18 protein-coding genes are annotated in these 14,455 nt (G+C 54.8%); 6 read left to right on the top strand and 12 right to left on the bottom strand.

Going from position 1 to position 14,455, the window contains the following annotated elements:
* Positions 1-151 precede the first annotated feature (151 nt).
* The 4 genes from rplI to rpsF are packed head-to-tail and all read right to left on the bottom strand — an operon-like array spanning position 152 to position 1,591.
* The gene (rplI, locus tag MX657_RS02565; RefSeq protein ID WP_006810372.1) at positions 152-601 is read right to left on the bottom strand and encodes a 50S ribosomal protein L9; all 450 of its coding nucleotides are present in this window, start codon (positions 599-601) and stop codon (positions 152-154) included.
* 41 nt (positions 602-642) lie between these two features.
* Complete coding sequence (rpsR, locus tag MX657_RS02560) at positions 643-870, bottom strand: 30S ribosomal protein S18 (RefSeq protein WP_000135199.1); 228 nt, start codon at positions 868-870, stop codon at positions 643-645.
* A gap of 4 nt (positions 871-874) precedes the next feature.
* Positions 875-1,189: a primosomal replication protein N gene (gene priB / locus MX657_RS02555; protein WP_028015270.1), complete on the bottom strand. Its 315-nt coding sequence runs from the start codon at positions 1,187-1,189 to the stop codon at positions 875-877.
* A 6-nt stretch (positions 1,190-1,195) separates the two neighbouring features.
* Positions 1,196-1,591 (bottom strand): 30S ribosomal protein S6, encoded by a 396-nt coding sequence (rpsF, locus tag MX657_RS02550; protein WP_014068637.1) that lies wholly within the window; start codon positions 1,589-1,591, stop codon positions 1,196-1,198.
* 341 nt (positions 1,592-1,932) lie between these two features.
* On the opposite strand from rpsF, the gene yjfY reads away from it, so the two are divergent.
* Positions 1,933-2,208 carry a DUF1471 family protein YjfY gene (gene yjfY, locus MX657_RS02545; protein WP_080328807.1) on the top strand — a complete coding sequence of 92 codons (276 nt, stop codon included), beginning with the start codon at positions 1,933-1,935 and terminating at the stop codon, positions 2,206-2,208.
* A 139-nt stretch (positions 2,209-2,347) separates the two neighbouring features.
* On the opposite strand, the gene MX657_RS02540 is transcribed toward yjfY, so the two are convergent.
* From MX657_RS02540 to ulaA, 6 genes are read right to left on the bottom strand one after another with little or no spacing between them, the layout of a single operon-like run.
* The gene (locus MX657_RS02540; protein ID WP_119917137.1) at positions 2,348-3,034 is read right to left on the bottom strand and encodes an L-ribulose-5-phosphate 4-epimerase; all 687 of its coding nucleotides are present in this window, start codon (positions 3,032-3,034) and stop codon (positions 2,348-2,350) included.
* Positions 3,027-3,887 (bottom strand): L-ribulose-5-phosphate 3-epimerase, encoded by an 861-nt coding sequence (locus MX657_RS02535; RefSeq protein WP_080328805.1) that lies wholly within the window; start codon positions 3,885-3,887, stop codon positions 3,027-3,029. Before MX657_RS02535 ends, MX657_RS02540 begins: the two co-directional genes overlap by 8 nt.
* Before the next feature lie 9 nt (positions 3,888-3,896).
* Positions 3,897-4,547, bottom strand: coding sequence for a 3-keto-L-gulonate-6-phosphate decarboxylase UlaD (gene ulaD, locus MX657_RS02530; protein WP_023334265.1), 651 nt, complete (start codon positions 4,545-4,547; stop codon positions 3,897-3,899).
* Between the two features lie 12 nt (positions 4,548-4,559).
* Positions 4,560-5,027 carry a PTS ascorbate transporter subunit IIA gene (gene ulaC / locus MX657_RS02525; RefSeq protein WP_028015266.1) on the bottom strand — a complete coding sequence of 156 codons (468 nt, stop codon included), beginning with the start codon at positions 5,025-5,027 and terminating at the stop codon, positions 4,560-4,562.
* A 9-nt stretch (positions 5,028-5,036) separates the two neighbouring features.
* Positions 5,037-5,342 carry a PTS ascorbate transporter subunit IIB gene (ulaB, locus tag MX657_RS02520; protein WP_003856022.1) on the bottom strand — a complete coding sequence of 102 codons (306 nt, stop codon included), beginning with the start codon at positions 5,340-5,342 and terminating at the stop codon, positions 5,037-5,039.
* A 12-nt stretch (positions 5,343-5,354) separates the two neighbouring features.
* Entirely contained in the window at positions 5,355-6,755 is a 1,401-nt protein-coding gene (gene ulaA / locus MX657_RS02515) for a PTS ascorbate transporter subunit IIC (protein ID WP_080328803.1), read from the bottom strand.
* 359 nt (positions 6,756-7,114) lie between these two features.
* On the opposite strand from ulaA, the gene ulaG reads away from it, so the two are divergent.
* A complete protein-coding gene (gene ulaG, locus MX657_RS02510; RefSeq protein WP_346807185.1) occupies positions 7,115-8,179 on the top strand; it encodes an L-ascorbate 6-phosphate lactonase in 1,065 nt (354 codons plus the stop codon).
* Positions 8,180-8,289: 110 nt separating this feature from the next.
* Positions 8,290-9,045 (top strand): HTH-type transcriptional regulator UlaR, encoded by a 756-nt coding sequence (gene ulaR, locus MX657_RS02505; protein WP_218728298.1) that lies wholly within the window; start codon positions 8,290-8,292, stop codon positions 9,043-9,045.
* Here ulaR and yjfP read toward each other — a convergent pair.
* Positions 9,042-9,764 (bottom strand): esterase, encoded by a 723-nt coding sequence (yjfP, locus tag MX657_RS02500; protein WP_346807184.1) that lies wholly within the window; start codon positions 9,762-9,764, stop codon positions 9,042-9,044. The genes ulaR and yjfP overlap by 4 nt on opposite strands.
* Positions 9,765-9,901: 137 nt before the next feature.
* Here yjfP and bsmA point away from each other — a divergent pair, with 137 nt between their 5' ends.
* The 3 genes from bsmA (at position 9,902) to MX657_RS02485 (ending at position 12,759) form a co-directional block, all read left to right on the top strand.
* Positions 9,902-10,231 carry a biofilm peroxide resistance protein BsmA gene (gene bsmA, locus MX657_RS02495; protein ID WP_346807182.1) on the top strand — a complete coding sequence of 110 codons (330 nt, stop codon included), beginning with the start codon at positions 9,902-9,904 and terminating at the stop codon, positions 10,229-10,231.
* A 136-nt stretch (positions 10,232-10,367) separates the two neighbouring features.
* Complete coding sequence (gene yjfN, locus MX657_RS02490) at positions 10,368-10,655, top strand: DUF1471 family protease activator YjfN (protein ID WP_080328798.1); 288 nt, start codon at positions 10,368-10,370, stop codon at positions 10,653-10,655.
* A gap of 172 nt (positions 10,656-10,827) precedes the next feature.
* Positions 10,828-12,759 carry a methyl-accepting chemotaxis protein gene (locus MX657_RS02485; RefSeq protein ID WP_346807180.1) on the top strand — a complete coding sequence of 644 codons (1,932 nt, stop codon included), beginning with the start codon at positions 10,828-10,830 and terminating at the stop codon, positions 12,757-12,759.
* Here the strand turns inward: MX657_RS02485 and MX657_RS02480 are convergent.
* Entirely contained in the window at positions 12,756-14,378 is a 1,623-nt protein-coding gene (locus MX657_RS02480; RefSeq protein ID WP_080328796.1) for an isovaleryl-CoA dehydrogenase, read from the bottom strand. The genes MX657_RS02485 and MX657_RS02480 overlap by 4 nt on opposite strands.
* Positions 14,379-14,455 lie beyond the last annotated feature (77 nt).

Genomic DNA, 14,455 nt, shown 5'->3' with positions numbered 1-14,455 from the left:
GACAAATCTCATAAATAAAATTGCGTTTCATTTTATTATCAGAGAATACGTCAGGAATAGCGACCATACGAGATAAAAAGAGAATTTCTGGTAGCGTTAAAAAGCAAAACGCCGGCACAAGGCCGGCGCTTCGACGCGAGCAGAGTAAAAATTACTCAGCTACAACGTTAACAACCAGTTTAGCGAACACTTCGCTGTGAACCTGGAAGTCAACTTCGTGCTCACCAGTGGTACGCAGAACGCCGTTCGGCATGCGAACTTCGCTCTTAGCCACTTTAACGCCTGCTGCAGTAACTGCATCAGCGATATCGCGGGTACCGATGGAACCGAACAGTTTACCTTCGTCGCCAGCTTTGGAAGCGATGGTAACAGTGCCCAGTGCGTTGATTGCTTCAGCGCGAGCGTTAGCAGCCGCCAGAACGTCAGCCAGTTTGGCTTCCAGTTCAGCGCGACGTGCTTCGAAAAACTCTACGTTTTTCTTAGTAGCTGGAACAGCTTTACCCTGTGGAACCAGGAAGTTACGTGCGTAACCCGCTTTAACGTTAACCTGATCACCCAGGCTGCCCAGGTTTGCTACTTTATCAAGCAGAATAACTTGCATTACCTTATCCTCTTAAAGTCGTATTAATGGACCGTGCCCGATTACTGATGACGATCAGTGTACGGCAGCAGGGACAGGTAGCGAGCGCGTTTGATAGCGCGAGCCAGCTGACGCTGATATTTTGCACGAGTACCGGTGATACGGCTTGGGACAATCTTACCGCTTTCGGTGATGTAGTTTTTCAGCGTTGCGATATCTTTATAGTCGATCTCTTGAACGCCTTCCGCGGTGAAACGGCAGAACTTGCGACGACGGAAATAACGTGCCATATGGCTAGTCTCCAGTATCTATCAAATCAATCTGCTCGGCATGCAGAACCATTTTGCTCAGGCCGTTCTTTGCCTTGTGGCAAGAGATGAACCCCTGAACGATTACTGCGCTACCGACCGTTAAACTGTGAGTAATGGCCTGGTTTTCGTGTCCGCTAATAATAACGGGCATTTGGCACCACGCCTGCCGGTGAAACCCGGCTTCCTCTTGCACAGAACGATGCTCAAGCACGAACTGGCAATGCGGAATTCCTGATGGACTGACCTTTCGAAGGGGAGCCCTGCATACGATGCCGGACAACGCCAGACGGTTGGTCATCAGAAATTACTCTTCAGAATCCCCAGCATCAGAATCATCTGCGGTTTCGTTTGCGAAATCATCGCGACGCTCACGGCGCTCGTCTTTCGCTTTAACCATCGGAGATGCTTCGGTAACTGCGTTTTTGGTACGCATAACCATGCTGCGGATAACGGCATCGTTGAAGCGGAAGGTAGTTTCCAGCTCATCGATCACTTCCTGCGGCGCTTCAACGTTCATCAGAACGTAGTGTGCTTTGTGCAGTTTGTTGATCGGGTAAGCCAACTGACGGCGGCCCCAGTCTTCCAGACGGTGGATCGTACCTTCTGCACCAGTGATGGCAGCAGAGTAACGCTCGATCATACCCGGAACCTGTTCGCTCTGGTCAGGATGGACCATAAAAACGATTTCGTAATGACGCATCGAATTGCTCCTTACGGATTATTCAGCCTCCTGTCTGGGTCAGCCGAGGCCCGGGGAGGCAAGGAACGTGTTAAAGGTCGGCTGAAAAATTGACGCGTTATAATACTTGCGCGCCCCAGGAAACTCAAGCTGATTGCACAAATAATTCGCACAAAGCGTAAAGCTGGTCTAAGTGGGTGATTTAAAATTAATCGCATCAGGAAGCGTTGTTTTTTTGAACAACTGCATCAGAAATGGTCACGCATCCCCGCCGGATGAATGATTACACTTTAATCAGAGATCACTTGAATTAAAGAAGGAGCATCCCCCCTTTCGCAGCATGCAGTCGTGGAGCGCATATCATGAAAAAAATCGCAGTAGCCATAATGGCGGCGCTTTTGCTCAGTGCAAACGCGATGGCAGCCATCAAACTAGACGGCCGACAGGCCAGAAACATGGATGATGTGCAAAGCTTGGGCGTAATCTATATCAACCATAATTTCGCCACTGAAAGCGAAGCAGATCAGGCACTAAACGAAGAGACCGATGCCCGGGGCGCAACCTATTACCACGTGATGTTAACTCGTGAGCCCGGCAGCAACGGCAACATGCACGCCAGTGCAGATATCTACCGGTAACGCTTTAACGCTAGCACCAGGAAAGACAACAACGAGAACATAGCCATAGTTGACGTTGCCCCCTGCCCGGGGGCTTTTTTTGTGAATGGCTCCGGAATACCACCGGTTACAACTGTTTTTGGTATTCCAGAGCACTTATTCACTTCTGCCCGTAGTAGGCATTCGGGCCGTGCTTGCGCATGAAATGCTTGTTCATCAGGTAATCATCAATGCCCTGAAGCTGTGGATTAATGTCGCGAGCAATCCACGCCATTTTAGCCACCTCCTCCATCACGACAGCATTATGTACCGCGTCGTGGGCATCTTTACCCCAGGCGAACGGACCGTGCTGGTACACCACAATCCCCGGCGTATGCAGCGGTTCAGCTTCACCCAGCGTTTCGATAATCACCTTACCGGTGTTACGTTCGTACTCCCCTTCTACTTCAGCCTGCGATAATACCCGCGTGCAGGGAATGTCACCGAAGAAGTAGTCCGCATGCGTCGTGCCCAGCGCCGGGATGGGTAACCCCGCCTGTGCCCAGGCGGTGGCGTGCGTGGAGTGGGTATGCACAACACCACCCAGTGACGGATAACGCTGGTACAGCGCCAGGTGGGTAGCCGTGTCCGAAGAGGGCCGCCATTTGCCCTCAACGACGTTTCCTTCGAGGTCGACCACCACCATATCGTCAGCTTTCATGGTGTCATACGCCACGCCGCTCGGCTTGATCACAACCAGACCTTGTTCGCGGTCGATGGCGCTCACGTTGCCCCAGGTGAACGTCACCAGGCCATAGCGTGGCAGATCCATATTGGCCTCAAAGACCTGCTGTTTCAGCTTAAGCATGTGCAACCTCCAGCAAACCCGCCCGCGCCATCCGCTCGCGCACCCAGTCCCGCGCTTTTGCCACTTCCGTGGCCGGGTCGTCAGACGTTTCGCTCCACATCTCAATCAGGTACGGCCCGCAATAGCCTGTCTGTTTGAGCGTTTCGAAGCACCGTTCGAAATCCACCACCCCGGTGCCGAACGGTACGTTTTTAAACACGCCAGGACGGGTATCTTTAACGTGCACCGCCACGATATGTCCGATGCCCGCCTGCAGCTCCATCTGCACGTCGTTATCCCACGCCGACAGGTTGCCGATATCAGGATAAAGCTGGAACCAGGGGTTATTCAGATAGTGCGCGTAGCCCAGCGCCTTGCTGATGGAGTTCATCAACGGGTAGTCCATGATCTCCATCGCCAGCGTGACCTGCGCGCGGCTTGCCATCTCAACGCTCTCTTTCAGGCCGTCACGGAAACGACGGCGCGTTTCATCGTTGGCTTCCTGATAGTAAACGTCATAACCCGCCAGCTGGATCACGCGGATGCCGACATCCTGCGCAAAGCGAATGGCTTTGCGCATAATCTCCAGCCCCTGTGCACGCACGGCATCGTCTTCACTGCCGAGCGGAAAACGACGGTGGGCGCTCAGACACATGGACGGCACGCGCACGCCGGTTTCGGCAATGGCGCTCACCAGCGCCAGGCGCTGTTCGCGGCTCCAGTCCAGGCGAGAGAGACGCTCGTCCGTCTCATCCACTGACATTTCGACAAAATCGAAACCCAGCTGTTTTGCCAGCTGTAACCGCTCCAGCCAGCACTCCCCCGCAGGGAGTGCCTTTTCATAGATGCCAAGCGGAACCTGTTTTGACAACATAACCGCTCCTTAACCCCAAAGCTGAGCGATTGAGCGTTTGAACTGACGCGCCGCTTCCACCGGAGATGCCGCGTCGCGAATGCTGCGGCCAGCAATAAAGACGTGAATAGGGATGCCCTGGAACAGCGGCAGATCTTCCAGTGCCAGGCCACCGGTGACGGTGACTTTAAAGCCCATATCCGCCAGACGTTTGATGGCGCTGATATCGGCTTCTCCCCACGCCACGCCTGCGGCCTGAGCATCGCGGCTGCGGTGGTAAACCACCTGCTGGATGCCCGCGTCGCGCCACTCCTGCGCCTGCTCCCAGGTCCAGAAGCCGGTCAGTTCAATCTGCACGTCGCCGTTAAACTCTTTTGCCACGTCCAGCGCACCTTTGGCGGTGTTGATATCTGCGCAGCAGATCACGGTGACCCAGTCGGCGTTGGCTTCGAAGCACATGCGGGAGAGGATTTTGCCTGCGTCGGCAATTTTGGCATCCGCCAGCACGATTTTGTGCGGATAGAGCGCCTTCAGGTCACGAACGGCGCGCACGCCTTCGCCCACGCACAGAATGGTCCCCACTTCGATGATATCCACCTCTTCCGCAATCAGGCGGGTGGTTTCGTAAGCGTGAGACAGCGTCTGGTTATCCAGCGCAACTTGCAACATTGGTAATGACATGTTCAATTCCTCTTAAACGGCCGCCGCTGTGGCGTTATCAATTAAATCCAGTACTTCCTGCGCGGTGCGGCAGGCGCGTAAACGGTCAAAATTGGCTTCGTCATCAAACAGGTTGACGATCTGCATGATGCCCACCTCCTGGTGGGTATTGGCATCAACGGCCGCCATGGTGATCAGGATATCGACCGGGTCGTTATCTTCGTGGTTGAACACCAGCGGCGTTTTCAGCGTCACCAGTGCGAAGCCGGTTTTCTTGACGCCCTCTTCCGGGCGGCCGTGCGGCATCGCCAGGCCCGGCGCAATGACGAAATAGGGGCCGTGCTGCGCCACGCCATCCAGAATGGCCTGGTAATAGCGCGGCTCGACAACGTCCGCCTTAACCAGCAGATCCACACTCAGCTTCACCGCTTCCTGCCAGGTGCTGGCGTCGGCCTGTAAAAGGATGGAGTTATTCTCTGCCAGCGAATCACGTAGTTTCATGCGGCGTCCTTACTTCACGTCTTGTGGGAAGTGTTCTTTGATCACTTCCAGCAGTTTTGGCCCGAAATCCGCAGGCGACAGCATGTTGCGCACACCTACCACATATTTGTTGCCCGACACGCTAATCTCACCGGCAATGTGAGTTGAAGCGATGATGATGTCCGCGCCGTTCAGTTCACTTTTGTATTCACCCACTGCGCAGCTGTTCACCGTGTGGTCGATGTTTGACTGGGTTAAAAACTGGTCCACTTTCATCTTCATGATCATGGAGCTACCTTGCCCATTGCCACACACAGCCAGGATACGTACGGTCATAATCGAAACTCCTTAATGAGCAGACACTTCTGCTGTTTGTTTTTCCGCATCTTCTTCAGCTCGCAGCGAACGGCCAGCGAAGAACATATAAGCCAGAGCAATCAGGATGATGACGGCCATAAAGACCAGACCGACGGAGGCAAAGCCCTGCATCATCGGCGGTGCCAGAATTGACCAGTCCGCCATGCCCATCCAGGCGCTCATACCGGTGAGCTTGACCGCCCACACGCAACCGAAGATTTCCACCATGCCCATCACCAGGCAGATCTTGAGCGCCGCTCGCCAGCCGCCGAAGTGGTTAGCAAACACGCCGATGGTGGCGTTGGAGAAGAACATCGGGATAAAGCCAGGAATAATCAGGATTGAGGAGCCGCAGCCGACCAGGATGCCCACCGCAATCAGCTGGCCGATGGTGCCCCACATAAAGCCCCAGACGACGGCGTTTGGCGCAAAGCTATAGATAGCCGCACAGTCAATCGCCAGTACCGCACCAGGGATCAGGCGCTGGGAGATGCCGTTGAAGGCTTCCGACAGCTCGGCGACGAACATACGCACGCCCTGAGTGATGATAAAAATCGCCACCGCGAAGGAGAAACCGGTCTGCAGGATATAGACCGTCCAGTGGGTTTTACCCGCCATCGCCTGCACGACATCAATGCCGAAAGAGAGCAGAATGGCGCCGAAGAAGATGGTCATCACAATCGCGGTTGAAACGATGTTGTCGTGGAAGATATTCAGCCAGCCAGGTAGCTTAAGGTCTTCAACGCTCTCTTCTTTTTTACCCAGGTACGGCGCAACTTTATAAGCAAGCCAGGCGGCAAACTGCTGCTGGTGACCGATGGAGAAACCGCAGCCGTCGGTCACTATCTGCGTTGGCTTGTACATCATGTTGGAGGTGATACCCCAGTAGAGCGAGACCAGCACCGCGGTGCAGATAATCGTGGTCCACATTGGGTAGCCGAAGATATAGAGAGAAACCGCGATCAGCCCAGCCTGCTGGAACATGATATGCCCGGTAAGCATGATGGTGCGAATACCGGTAATGCGGCGCAGCAGCACATAAATGATGTTGAGCGCCAGCGCGAGCAGGACCGCATAACCCACCCAGCTGTAGGCATCACCCATGCGATCGATGGTCGCCATCATGGAGGCGTAGGTATCAGAGATCGCGCCGTTGATGCCATACACCTCAGACATTTTGGCGACGACCGGCTTAAAGGTGCTGGTCAGAATGCCTGACCCCGCCTGCAACAGCATGAAACCAATAATGGTTTTGATGGTTCCTTTAATAATCACGCTCACGCTTTTGCGCAGCAGGATATAACCTAGGCACGTCACGATGCCCAGCAGCAGCGGGGCGTTGGTCATTACCTGATTAAAGAAAACGGTAAAGACGTTGTAGAGGATCTCCATAACTCTCTCCAGAAATGAGAACACGAGGGGCAATCCCTGTGTGGTTGGTGCCATCACTCTATTAATCACAAATAATCACCACAAGATTGCATTTGATTATTTGTGACGCATCACGCAATTTATTTCCATGCTGTTAGTAATGATTTTCACTACCGTACCACAGGAATAAATTAATCCTTACAATTCATTAGATTAATGATTGATACACGATAATCTAACAAGTAATTCGTGGAGAGTCCGTGAGGTCGGGCAGATAAAATTACTCATTTTCACCATTGCAAAGCACGTCAAATAGTGCCAGCATTAATCATAACAAATCACCATATGATTACTTTTGATTAAAACCAGGAGTCAAAACGATGAGTAAAGTGAAATCCATTACCCGTGAATCATGGATTCTGAGCACCTTTCCGGAATGGGGTAGCTGGCTGAACGAAGAGATCGAGCAGGAACAGGTTGCTCCTGGCACGTTTGCAATGTGGTGGCTGGGCTGCACCGGTATATGGTTGAAATCTGAAGGCGGTGCCAATATCTGCGTCGATTTCTGGTGCGGCACCGGCAAACAGAGCCACGGTAATCCGCTGATGAAAAAAGGCCATCAGATGCAGCGTATGGCTGGTGTGGAAAAACTGCAGCCGAACCTGCGCACCACGCCGTTTGTGCTTGATCCTTTTGCCATTCGTCAGATCGACGCCGTTCTCTCTACCCACGATCACAACGATCATATCGACGTGAACGTGGCGGCAGCGGTAATGCAAAACTGTGCGGACGACGTGCCGTTTATCGGGCCGCAAACCTGTGTAGACCTCTGGATTGGCTGGGGCGTGCCGAAAGAGCGCTGCATCGTCATGAAGCCTGGCGACGTGGTGAAAATCAAAGACATTGAAATCCACGCGCTGGATGCCTTTGACCGTACCGCGCTGATTACCCTGCCGGTCGATCAGAAAGCCGCAGGCGTGCTGCCAGACGGTATGGACGAGCGTGCGGTGAACTACCTGTTCAAAACGCCGGGCGGTTCTCTGTACCACAGCGGTGACTCCCACTACTCCAACTATTACGCGAAGCACGGCAACGAACATCAGATTGACGTGGCGCTGGGCTCGTACGGCGAAAACCCGCGCGGCATCACCGACAAAATGACCAGCGCCGATATGCTGCGCATGGCGGAAGCGCTCAACACCAAAGTGGTGATCCCGTTCCACCATGATATCTGGTCAAACTTCCAGGCCGATCCGCAGGAAATCCGCGTGCTGTGGGAGATGAAAAAAGACCGCCTGAAGTACGGCTTCAAGCCATTTATCTGGCAGGTAGGCGGCAAGTTCACCTGGCCTCTGGACAAAGACAATCTCGAGTATCACTACCCACGCGGTTTCGATGATTGCTTCACCATTGAGCCAGATCTGCCGTTCAAGTCCTTCCTCTGATTATGTGGCCACATCGCCAGACCCTGTGTCTGGCGATTTCATATTTCTTTTAGTAATTTCACGCTATTTCAAATATCATCTTTTCAAATCAATTCTTATCGGAATAGCTCATGACGGAAGCGCAACGGCATCAAATTTTACTGGAACTCCTGGCGCAAACAGGGTTTATCACCGTCGAGAAAGTGATCGAACGTTTAGGGATTTCCCCGGCGACCGCGCGGCGTGACATTAATAAGCTGGATGAGAGCGGTAAGCTGAAGAAAGTCCGCAACGGCGCGGAAGCCATCAGCCAGCAGCGCCCACGCTGGACGCCGATGAATATCCACCAGGCGCAGAATCATGATGAAAAAGTACGGATTGCCAGAGCAGCGTCGCAGCTGGTGAACCCGGGTGAGAGTGTCGTCATCAACTGCGGCTCCACGGCGTTTCTGCTGGGCCGTGAAATGTGCGGCAAGCCGGTGCAAATCATTACCAACTACTTACCGCTCGCCAACTACCTGATCGATCAGGAACATGAGAGCGTCGTGATCATGGGCGGCCAGTACAACAAAAGCCAGTCCATCACGCTCAGCCCTCAGGACAGCGAAAACAGTCTTTATGCCGGACACTGGATGTTTACCAGCGGCAAAGGCCTGACGGTGGATGGTTTATATAAAACCGATATGCTGACCGCGATGGCGGAACAAAACATGCTCAACGTAGTGGGCAAACTCGTTGTACTGGTGGACAGCAGCAAAGTCGGTGAACGCGCAGGCATGCTGTTCAGCCGCGCAGAACAGATCGACATGGTCATCACCGGCAAAGGGGCGAACCCCGAGATCCTCCAGAAGCTGGAAGATCAAGGGGTAAAAGTCCTGCGGGTTTAAAGATGCTGGCGGAAAAACGCCACCGTAGCGTCCAGCGCCGTTGGCGTGATGCGGTGGCGAACGCCCGACTCCCACAAACAGGTCAGATTACCGTCCAGTCCTTCATTTATTAACGCCTGCTGCAGACGGAAGGTTCCATCGGGCGGGACCACATCATCCGCATCACCGTGCCACAGCAGCAGTGGGCGATCGGCCAGGCGCGGCAGTGCCCGGGACACTTCCCACTCTGCCAGCATCGCCGTAATTTCCGTTAAATCCTGAGGGGGAAAAAGCGTCTTCGCCAGCGAGGTAAAATAGCCCGAGCCCATCAGACAGGCGACAGACCGCACTTCTGGATGATGCGTCATAATCCCCAGCGCCGTCATGCCGCCCATCGACGCCCCGGCCACTGCCAGCCGATTGTCGGCCACCAGCCCGGCTTCATAGAGCGCATCGCGCAACCCGGCAAACTCGGTCAGGCTGCCGTGCAGAATGTGCCAGAACTGCCCAAACCGCGCATGTTCACCGCCCGTGAAGCGCGCGCCGTGGTCAGGCGCATCCGGCATCACCACGCGAAAACCCGCCTGCGCCAGCGCCACCGCAAAATAACTGTAAACCAGCTTCGATGAGGTAAACCCATGATAAAAAACCACAACAGGCAGCGGTTTATCACGTTTCCCCGCCGGTACGGCGTGTAAAATTTCATGGTCGCCGAGAGGGCGTATTTCAATTTCAATCATTGTCGACCCTGTACGAATGAATGATTCATAATGTTGAGAACTGGATTACGGTTTGACGCTATTTTCATTCGAAAATTACGTCCCAGATAACACTTCGGGAACATTCCCCCAAAACTAAATTCGCAGACAACTACACTATGGCTAACAGGAAACGAGATATGGTTATGCACAGGTTTGCTGCTTTATTGCTGGCGTTGCTGCTCAGTGGCTGTAGCGCCCTGCAGGGAACACCGCAACCCGCTCCCCCGGTTGCCGATCATCCGCAGGAGATTCGTCGTAATCAGACGGAAGGATTACAGCGAATGGGCACCGTCTCCGCGCTGGTTCGCGGTTCGCCGGATGACGCAGAAGACGCAATAAAGGCACAAGCCGTCGCCGCCAAAGCAGATTATTACGTCATTATTATGATCGACGAAACCATCATAACGGGAAAGTGGTATTCACAGGCAATTTTGTACCGTAAATAATGGTTTACCTTTGAACGACATTTACACTGCTTTGCGTCCATAGACATTTTCCTGTCCACAATAAACTCCATGCCAGCGACAAGGAATGGGAGTTTATTCGCGAAGGATTGCCCGGCGGATACCGGAAATATGTGAAATGGAGCTGACGATGAAACGAACTCTTGCTTTGACCTCTCTGTTGCTCTCTGCAGGCCTTGTGAGCACCACCGCGCAGTCAGCAGAATTCGCCAGTGCGGATTGCGTAACAGGTCTGAATGAAATAGGCCAAATCTCCGTCAATAACATTTCGGGGAGCCCGCAAGACGTTGAACGTATCGTGGCTTTAAAGGCCGATGAGCAGGGTGCGTCATGGTATCGCATCATCCAGATGCAGGAAGATAACCACATCGACCACTGGCGGGTACAGGCCATTCTCTACGTGTAAAATCCCTCCTGATAAAAGCCACTTATTTTTAGTGGCTTTTCGTTTTTGCAAATTTTTTATCTTTTATAAAACCGCACAAAAACAATTAAATAACATTTTGTTACATTAATTCAGTAAACGTAATCCCCGCTCTGCCGTTGAAGAACCATACCTTTTCAATGATGAGCAATTTATGATCAATTTTTTCCGCCGTGCGGGCCTGGGAACAAAGCTGTCGCTGCTGACTGGCGTCAGTGTCGCCACGCTGTTTCTGCTTTTCACTTTCCTGCTCAGCCAAAAAGCCAGCCAGCAGCTTGAAGCCCTTGCGGTCGAAGATCTGCATAATCAGTCCACCGGTATGGTCGACATGGTGCAGATGTTTAATACCAGCCTGAGCGAGGAAGTCGAAAGCTACACCAGGTTGTTTACGACATTTCTGCCCCAGCCGTTTAGCGTCGATACTCAGCAGACCCGGACCATTAACGGGCTGACCGTTCCCCTGCTGAAAGGGGGCGACGCTGAGCTCCATGAAAACACGACGTTTTCTGATGACTTTCTGAATCGTACGGGAGCAATTTCCACGCTGTTTGTTCGCAGCGGTAACGACTTCATTCGCGTTGCCACATCCCTGCGCAAAGAGAATGGGGAGCGCGCTATGGGGACAGTTCTGGATAACACCAGCCCGGCGTTTGCCTCTGTCACTAAAGGCGAGGTGTACCGAGGTCTGGCGCTCCTGTTTGGCAAGCGCTACATCACCCAGTACCAGCCCGTGAAGAACAGTGAAGGTCAGGTTATCGGGATTATCTTTGTTGGGGTGGATATCAGTCACTCCTGGAACGTCATGCGCGAGAAAATCCTCAACCGCCGCCTGGGCGAGAGCGGGCACTTCTTTGTGCTGGACCGCAGCAGCGGCAAAACGCGCGGTCAGTACCTGTTTCACGCCAGCGAAGAGGGAAAACAGCCGAAGTGGGACGGCGCGACCCAACAGCAATTGCTGAGCGACTCCTCCGGCACGCTGGAGCGCGTAAGCGAAGATGGCCGCACGCTGAAAATGGCCTATACCCCGCTGCCGGGCTGGAACTGGACCATCGTCGGTGAAGTGGATAAATCGGTCCTGCTCTCCAACGTTAACGCCATGCGCGACCGTTTCCTGCTGGCAGGCGTAGCGTTATCTGCCCTCTTCGCGGGCCTGTTTGTGGTACTCATCCGCCGAATGCTGACCCGCCCGCTGCGAAACGTGATCGAACTGGCCCGCCAGTATGCCGCAGGGGATTTGCGATCCAGCCTGCCCGTCACCCGTCAGGATGAGGTCGGTCAGCTGGTTGATGCCATCAACGGTATTGGCGAGGGGCTGCAAAAAATTGTCCTGCAGGTGCGTGAAGCCGCGGGCGAGATCCATTTGGGCACCAATGCGCTGGCTTCCGATACCGGCGAGATTTCAGAGCAAATTAACAAGCAGGCCAGCAGCGTTGAAGAGACCTCCGCCAGCATGGAACAACTGGCCGCGACCGTGCAGCAAAATGCCGCCAACATGGAGCAAACGCAGCAGCTGGTCGGTGAAACCTCACGCGCGGTTCATCAGGGTGGCGAGACGGTCACCCATGCGGTTGCCACGATGGATGACATTCGCGAAGCGTCAAAACGCATTGAAGACATTACCCGCGTGATCGAATCCATCGCCTTCCAGACCAACATTCTGGCGCTGAATGCGGCGGTAGAAGCGGCACGCGCAGGCGAGCACGGAAAAGGGTTTGCGGTGGTCGCGCAGGAAGTTCGCGCCCTGGCAGGGCGCAGCGCCAACGCGGTGAAAGAGATTGAACAGCTGATTGGCGATACGCTGCGAAAAGTGAGCGAGGGCCACGCGCTGTCAGAACAGACGCGTCTGGCGATGGACTCTATCATCGTTCATATCGATAACATCAGCCAGCTGGTCACGGAGATTAACCACGCATCACGCGAGCAGTCCGCCGGGATTGGCCAGGTGAATCTGGCCATGACCCACATTGGCGAAGCGTCACATATCAACGCCGATCGCGTCTCGCGCAGCGAGCAAACCGCACACACGCTGCGCGAGAAAGGGTCACACCTCACCCAACTGGTGAGCCTGTTCCAGCTTAAGCGCTAGCCCACCCTGCCCGTGGCGCGCAGCAGCAGATCGTTACGCACCTGCTCGTTCATTAGCGTACCGCCACGGGTATCCAGCATCATGCGGCACCACGCCTGCGCCACGGGAGGCGATGCGTGCCGCAGCATCTGACTTCCAGCACCCAGTAAAAAGAGTTGCTGCGCGATCTCCCTCCCCTGCGCCTCCTGTGGTTTACGCAGCTTCTGCTGTAACTGCCGCCAGCTGCGATCGAAATGTCTGTCCTGCCCTTTGACCTGAGCAAACTCATCGGCAAGCAGGTCGTGGATCCCTGGCTGCTTCGCCAGCACGCGCAGCACGTCCAGGCACATGATATTTCCCGATCCTTCCCAGATGCTGTTCACCGGCATCTCGCGATACAGGCGGGGAAGCTCACTCTCCTCGCAGTACCCAATGCCGCCCAGCGCCTCCATCGCCTCCGCCACAAACGGGATGCCCGCTTTGCACACGCTGAATTTTGCGGCCGGGGTGAAAAGCCGCGCCCAGGCAGCCTCCTGCGGGTCGGTGCGGTTGTCCCACGCCCGGGCCAGACGGAACAGCAGCGCCGTGTGCCCCTCCAGCACCAGCGCCATACGGCTCAGTACTTCACGCATTAACGGCTGATCGATGAGGTTTTTGCCGAAGGTCTGCCGCTGATGGGTATGATAAAGCGCCACCGAGAGCGCCCGACGCATCAGCCCATGGCTGCCAAGGGCGCAGTCGAAGCGCGTCAGCCCGCCCATCTTCAGGATCTGCCGCACGCCTTCTCCCTCTTCACCCAGCAGCCAGCCGGAGGCATCAAGGAACTCCGCCTCGCTGCTGGCGTTCGAGCGGTTGCCGAGCTTGTCTTTCAGACGTTCCAGCCGTACGGCGTTGCGCTGGCCGTCGGGTAAGAAACGCGGGACAAAAAAGCAGGACAAACCGCCTTTCGCCTGCGCCAGCACCAGATGTGCATCACTCTGCGGCACGGAGAAAAACCATTTGTGGCCCACCAGCCGGTAGCTGCCATCGCTGCATTTTTCCGCTTTGGTGGTATTGCTGAGCACATCTGAGCCGCCCTGTTTTTCCGTCATCCCCATGCCGATCAGCAGGCCGCGTTTTTGCGCGCCCGGGGCGAGATGGGGATCGTAGCGATCGCTCATCAGCGGCGTTAACCAGTCATGAAACGGTTTGGGCAGCGACTGTTGCAACAGCGGCGTGGCGGCGAAGGTCATGGTCACCGGGCATAACGTCCCCGCTTCAACCTGAGCATGGAGCACGAAGCGCGCGGCCCTGGCGACGAAAGAGCCTTTTCGCGCCTCCTCCTCCCACGCCAGATTGTGAACCCGGTTAGCGCAGAGTCCCTGCATCAGAAGATGCCAGGCGGGGTGAAAGCGAACGTCATCAAGCCGCTCTCCCGTGGCGTCGTAACGCAGCAGCTCCGGCGGGTTAACGTTCGCCAGCCTGCCCAGCTCCAGCGACTCCGCCGTGCCTAACTGTTGTCCGATGCTGGCAAGAAGATCCATATCCCACTCGGCTCCCTCGCGCGCAACCGCGTCGCGCAGGGCGCAGTCAGAGAGGAAAAGGTTACTGTTAGAGAGTGGAGCGGGTTGATTAAAAACGGTATGGGTCTGCCAGTGCATGCTGTCTCCCTCCTTTCATTGGCAATATGTACAAGTATGGACAGAGGGCTTGCGCGCTGCATGGGAGGGGAGTCACA

The organism is Enterobacter chuandaensis (assembly GCF_039718975.1).
Classification (GTDB): Bacteria; Pseudomonadota; Gammaproteobacteria; order Enterobacterales; family Enterobacteriaceae; genus Enterobacter; species Enterobacter chuandaensis.
The sequence above is the reverse complement of the archived record's forward strand: the minus strand, read 5'-3'. Positions and strand labels throughout refer to the sequence as shown.

Coding starts and splice junctions, on each gene's coding strand:
- ulaG (WP_346807185.1), top strand. CDS start 7,115: ATGAGTAAAGTGAAATCCATTACCCGTGAATCATGGATTCTGAGCACC.
- rpsF (WP_014068637.1), bottom strand. CDS start 1,591: ATGCGTCATTACGAAATCGTTTTTATGGTCCATCCTGACCAGAGCGAA.
- bsmA (WP_346807182.1), top strand. CDS start 9,902: ATGGCTAACAGGAAACGAGATATGGTTATGCACAGGTTTGCTGCTTTA.
- yjfY (WP_080328807.1), top strand. CDS start 1,933: ATGAAAAAAATCGCAGTAGCCATAATGGCGGCGCTTTTGCTCAGTGCA.
- ulaC (WP_028015266.1), bottom strand. CDS start 5,027: ATGAAACTACGTGATTCGCTGGCAGAGAATAACTCCATCCTTTTACAG.
- MX657_RS02485 (WP_346807180.1), top strand. CDS start 10,828: ATGATCAATTTTTTCCGCCGTGCGGGCCTGGGAACAAAGCTGTCGCTG.
- ulaD (WP_023334265.1), bottom strand. CDS start 4,547: ATGTCATTACCAATGTTGCAAGTTGCGCTGGATAACCAGACGCTGTCT.
- MX657_RS02540 (WP_119917137.1), bottom strand. CDS start 3,034: ATGCTTAAGCTGAAACAGCAGGTCTTTGAGGCCAATATGGATCTGCCA.
- rplI (WP_006810372.1), bottom strand. CDS start 601: ATGCAAGTTATTCTGCTTGATAAAGTAGCAAACCTGGGCAGCCTGGGT.
- MX657_RS02535 (WP_080328805.1), bottom strand. CDS start 3,887: ATGTTGTCAAAACAGGTTCCGCTTGGCATCTATGAAAAGGCACTCCCT.
- ulaA (WP_080328803.1), bottom strand. CDS start 6,755: ATGGAGATCCTCTACAACGTCTTTACCGTTTTCTTTAATCAGGTAATG.
- MX657_RS02480 (WP_080328796.1), bottom strand. CDS start 14,378: ATGCACTGGCAGACCCATACCGTTTTTAATCAACCCGCTCCACTCTCT.
- ulaB (WP_003856022.1), bottom strand. CDS start 5,342: ATGACCGTACGTATCCTGGCTGTGTGTGGCAATGGGCAAGGTAGCTCC.
- ulaR (WP_218728298.1), top strand. CDS start 8,290: ATGACGGAAGCGCAACGGCATCAAATTTTACTGGAACTCCTGGCGCAA.
- yjfP (WP_346807184.1), bottom strand. CDS start 9,764: ATGATTGAAATTGAAATACGCCCTCTCGGCGACCATGAAATTTTACAC.
- yjfN (WP_080328798.1), top strand. CDS start 10,368: ATGGAGCTGACGATGAAACGAACTCTTGCTTTGACCTCTCTGTTGCTC.
- rpsR (WP_000135199.1), bottom strand. CDS start 870: ATGGCACGTTATTTCCGTCGTCGCAAGTTCTGCCGTTTCACCGCGGAA.
- priB (WP_028015270.1), bottom strand. CDS start 1,189: ATGACCAACCGTCTGGCGTTGTCCGGCATCGTATGCAGGGCTCCCCTT.